Origin of the sequence: Phenylobacterium sp., from assembly GCF_044372605.1 — a bacterium.
Lineage (GTDB): Bacteria > Pseudomonadota > Alphaproteobacteria > Caulobacterales > Caulobacteraceae > Phenylobacterium.
This window is the reverse complement of the sequence record NZ_JBILRO010000298.1, coordinates 1-3619: the sequence shown is the minus strand read 5'-3', so window position 1 is coordinate 3619 and position 3619 is coordinate 1. Positions and strand designations below refer to the sequence as shown.

Below are 3619 nucleotides of genomic sequence, written 5' to 3'. Positions count from 1 at the left end.
CTTCTAATTACAAACCGTTTCTATCTCTTGATGTTAAGTAATTCTTCCAACATTTGATCTGCGGTCGTGATTATCTTTGATGAAGCAGAATAGGCTTTTTGAGTCTGGATCAGTGCGGTGAATTCTGCAGAGAGATCGACTGTCGAGGCTTCGAGGTTTGATGATGCGATTTGACCCGCGCCGCCGACGCCGGCTTCCTTCAAGGTCAGCTGCCCGGCCGGCGCGCTCGCGCGGTAGGCATTGCCACTGATGGCTTGCAAGCCGTCCGAATTGGGGAATGTGGCAAGGCCAACCTTGGCGATACGATAAGTCTGGCTGTTGTCGTAAATCGCCGAAATGATGCCCTCTTTGTCGACTTGAATGCTGACCACGTTGCCGACGCCGGCGCCATTGGATGTGACCGCATTGACCGTCGAGGCGGCCGAGTATTGCGTAACCTTTGAGAGATCGAGTTCCAGGGTCTGGGCCGCGATACCCAGCGAGTTTGCCCAGCGCGGTGTTCCCGCAGTCCCTGAAGCGCCGAGCACCAACTCCGCCGGCGCGCCCGGCGCGCCGAACAACGTCGAGTTCGCGAGGTCGACCGCGCCGTTCTGGGTGAATTGCAGAGCGCCCCTGGCCAACTGACCTGGGCGACCACCCGTGGTCACATGGGACGTCGGAATAGTATATATCTCCGCGTGCCAAGTATTGGGATTGGCGCTGTCATCCTTGAGCAGGGCGATCGCTACTTTCCGCGATCCACCCGTCGAGTCGATAACGTTGGCTTCGATGACGAAATCTGGCTTGGTGCCGGTCAAAGGGTCCGTGGCATAGTCCGTCATGGAAGCCACAGTGTTGTTATTGTAGGTCGCTTCTCCGGCTGAAACGACGCCCTGCTTGTTGAGGTTGGCGCTGATCCCGATGCTGCTAGTCGGCTCCACGGACGAGCCGAGGTTCTTGACGTTGATTGAGCTCATCTTCCCCAGATCAGCCCCACTCACGTCGAAGCTGCCGTCCGGCTGTACGGGCCAGCCTTGCAGATAGAAGTTTGACTTGTTGACCAGAAAGCCGTCGCGATCGACCGTGAACGAGCCGGAGCGGGTAAAGGCCCGCGCGTCAGCTGCGGTTAGTCCCTCACCCTTGTTGGTCACCACGAAGAAGCCGTCGCCGGAAATTGCCAGGTCTGTCGATGAGCTCGACGCCTGGAGCAGGCCCTGCTGGCTGACAAACTGACGTGTGATGCCCTGGACACCGCCGGCGGAGTAGCGGCCCTCAACGCTCTGTGAGGTCACGACATTGCCGAAGCTGATTTCGTTTCGCTTATACGCGATGCTGTTTACGTTGGAGATGTTGTCCGAGATGGCCGCAAGGGCGGAGGAGTTGGCGACCAACCCCGAAACACCGGCGAGCAAGGCTGAATTGATAGACATGGCTTAGGTTCCGTTCTCCTTGGGCGGGTGCGCGTACTGCGTGAGTTCGGCCATCAGGCCGCCGCTGGAGACGACGTTTTGTCGTCCAGGTTGTTGGTGTTTGAACCGGTGATCGGAGACGCGATGGTCTTGGCCTTGTCGGCCGGTGGATCCGGTTGGCGGATGTTGACGAGCTTCTCCCAGGGGATCCGCGTGCCGTTGATGGTCAGGAGGGTGCTCCCGTCGGCCTGTTCCACCCCGGTCACCAGACCATCGGCGAAAATCTTCGAAGGCACGACCGTTCCGAAGCCATCCTTGGCTGTAACCCGCAGGCTGTAGATGCCGTCCGCGAGAACGGCGCCGCCCGAAGTCTTGCCGTCCCAGGTGAACTTGTTCTCGCCGGCCTTGGCGTCGGCCACCGCCTTGGTGGCGACGATCCTGCCCTTGGAATCCAGCACTTCGAGTTTTACGTCGCTGGCGACGCGATCGAGCTTGTACGTCCAGTCGGCCTTTTGGTTCTTGAGGGCTGCGACGTCGGCCTCGGCGCGTACTTCCTTGCCGATCAGGCTCACGGCCGTGGCGACGCCCGAGGTTGTGTTCGCCACCAGCTTCTTCAGCAGATCGTTTGTGGCGAGCTGCTGCTCCACTCCGGTCATCTGCACCATCTGCTGGGTGAACTGGTTGGAATCCATCGGCGACAGCGGATCCTGGTTCTTCAACTGCGTGGTCAGCAGCGAAAGGAAGGTGTCGAAGTTCTCGGCCAGCCGCGCCCGGCCGATTCCGGTCGCGTCGCTCTTGGCGGTGGTGGCGGCGGCTGCGGTGGTTGCGGCGACGGTCATGATCAGATCCTGAGGTCCAGGCCGGCGCTGACGCCCCGGCGAAGTCGCAGCGCGCCGTTCACGGCGGCGTCAGTCGCGGCGCCTGCTGTATCGAGGGCCGCACGGAAAGCCTGGCCCCGGAAGGCCTGACCATTGCTATCGGTTTGCTCCTGCCAGGCCTGGCGCTGTTGCTGGCCGCGGTCGCCGGCGACGTCAAAGGACATCCCGCCCGACATGTCGAAACCAGCCTGTTCCATCGCCCGCTGAAGTTCGTTGGCGCGCGCCTTCAGATCTGAAGCGGCCTGGGGATTATCGAAGGTCATGGCCGCCGTGATCTGGCCGTGGGCTCCGATGTCTATGCGGACATCGACCTTGCCGAGCCCGCCGGGATTGAGCTCCAGGTCGAAGCGGGTCGACTGGCCTTCCAGCTTTTTGATGATCTGAGCTGCAAGCGTGGCGACGGTTTCCGGCGAGCCGCGCACGGCATGCCCGGCCAGCGTTGCTGGGGCCAGGGACTGGCTGGCGGCGCGGCTTTCGCTCTGCAGAACGCCATCTGGCGAGTCGGCGCTGACGATCTCGTCGCTGGCCGTGGACTCATCGGCCTCGATCCGATCCGGCGTGGCGGCTGCGAGTGCCTGAACCGGTTTCACCACCTCAGGTTGGTCGCCGGATTGAGGCGGCGCCGGTGTCGTCGTTGTTGGAGCTGCCTCCGACGTAGCCCTGGCGCGCTCGGCTCTGGAGTTCCCCGCCGCGGGTACGGGTGCTGGTGATGGTGCTGGTGATGGTGCTGTTATTGTTGCTGGTGCTGGCGCCGACGCCGACTGTTCCGGGCGACCTTGCAGCCCTGCGACCGGCAGGGAAGTCTCGGGCGTGCCGGGCGCCACCGCTGCTAACGATTCAGTTGTTGTGGGGACAGGAGCCGAGGACGCCGCCTGGGTATTGGCGCGAGGTGCGAGCGCTTGCTCCGGGATCGATGCGACCGGGCCCCGGATGGCAGAGGCAGCCGGCGTGAGAGGCGACTGCTCGGATTTTTCAGGGCCAGGCGCTTTACCTGTGGCTGGGTCCTGCTTTGCCCCATCAGTCGGCAGGCCGGATGCCAGCTGTTCTGCCGAGGCGTCGGCCTCCGCCGTCGGCGCCAGGGTTGCAGAAGCCCCCGCGGGCGTTCCTGCCGTCAGGATCGGCGCTAAGCTGCGCGGGGCAACGCCTGTGTCGTCGGCCGATGGCGCCGGCGATGATGTCGGGATGGGAGAAGTAGTCGTTATGGGAGAGGTAATCGGGGCCTGAACCGCAATCACGTCGGTCAGCAGATTGGCGTTGGCTGTTCCGAACGAAAGGTCAGCGAACGCAGCCTCTGCACGGATGTCCAGTGCGTCGCCAGTCGTATCGGTTAGGTCTGTGTCCGCGTCGTCTCCT

3 protein-coding genes are annotated in these 3619 nt (G+C 62.6%); all 3 read right to left on the bottom strand.

Annotated features, from left to right (window positions below):
* Nucleotides 1-20 precede the first annotated feature (20 nt).
* Genes ACIQ42_RS17140 through ACIQ42_RS17130 form a run of 3 tightly spaced genes read right to left on the bottom strand, consistent with a single transcriptional unit; the run spans nucleotide 21 to nucleotide 2856 of the window.
* Complete coding sequence (locus ACIQ42_RS17140; protein WP_397423448.1) at nucleotides 21-1409, bottom strand: flagellar hook protein FlgE; 1389 nt, start codon at nucleotides 1407-1409, stop codon at nucleotides 21-23.
* A 53-nt stretch (nucleotides 1410-1462) separates the two neighbouring features.
* Nucleotides 1463-2227, bottom strand: coding sequence for a flagellar hook assembly protein FlgD (locus tag ACIQ42_RS17135; protein WP_397423447.1), 765 nt, complete (start codon nucleotides 2225-2227; stop codon nucleotides 1463-1465).
* Between the two features lie 2 nt (nucleotides 2228-2229).
* Nucleotides 2230-2856 (bottom strand): flagellar hook-length control protein FliK, encoded by a 627-nt coding sequence (locus ACIQ42_RS17130; protein WP_397423446.1) that lies wholly within the window; start codon nucleotides 2854-2856, stop codon nucleotides 2230-2232.
* Nucleotides 2857-3619 lie beyond the last annotated feature (763 nt).